We start from the raw sequence: 878 nt of genomic DNA, 5'->3' as shown, positions 1-878 counted from the left end.
GAATGCAGTATGGATCAAACGAACATGACTGTCTTAATTATAAGAAACCTAAGCGGAACGGTGCTAGACTTAAGTATAAGATGGCCTCAGAAAGGCGTATTTGTCATGGTTTATGACGAAATATTCGTTATCCAACCGATGACAAATCATCAAATTCCGGTAAAATGTGCGGCTCGTGAGTGATAGCCCCACGTTGGGAAGAAATTTAGTCAGATAGGAAAAAAGATGATTCTAGTAGTAGGTCACAAGAACCCTGATAGCGATAGTATCTGTAGCGCACTAGTAGCCACTGAACTACTTAAAGCACGTGGCGTTGAAGCTATGCCAATTCGCCAAGGTGAAATTAACCGTGAAACTCAACACATTTTGGAAGTGGCGGGTGCTGGTGTACCAGAGCTACGCACTTCAGTTGCAGGTGAGAAAATCTGGTTAGTAGACTACTCAGATCTAGCTCAAGCACCAGACGATGTGGCTGACGCAGAAATCCTAGGTATTGTTGACCACCACCGTCTAGGCGATGTGATGACAGTAAACCCGATGGAAGCTTGGATCTGGCCTGTTGGCTGTACTAACACAGTACTATTCAACATGTTCAAGATTGAAGGTCATGAAATCACCCCTCAAATCGCTAAACTGATGATGTCAGCTATCCTATCTGACACTGTAGGTTTTGCGTCTCCGACTTGTACGCAAAAAGACAAAGATGCAGTTGAAGAGCTAGCGAAGATCGCTGATGTTGCTGATGTAGATGCGTTCATCAAAGATCTTCTGATTGCAAAAACTAACATCGAAGGCTTATCTGCGGCTGAACTTGTAGAGAAAGACCTTAAAGGTTACCCATTCAACGGTCGTGATGTTGTTGTTGGTCAGGTTGAACT

General features: G+C 43.7%; 1 protein-coding gene. It reads left to right on the top strand.

Going from position 1 to position 878, the window contains the following annotated elements:
* Window positions 1-225: 225 nt before the first annotated feature.
* The coding region (locus QTO00_RS20255; RefSeq protein WP_331426351.1) for a manganese-dependent inorganic pyrophosphatase at window positions 226-878 on the top strand (653 nt) is incomplete at its 3' end.

Origin of the sequence: Vibrio sp. M260118 (genome assembly GCF_036533755.1) — a bacterium.
GTDB lineage: Bacteria > Pseudomonadota > Gammaproteobacteria > Enterobacterales > Vibrionaceae > Vibrio.
The sequence above is the reverse complement of the archived record's forward strand: the minus strand, read 5'-3'. Positions and strand labels throughout refer to the sequence as shown.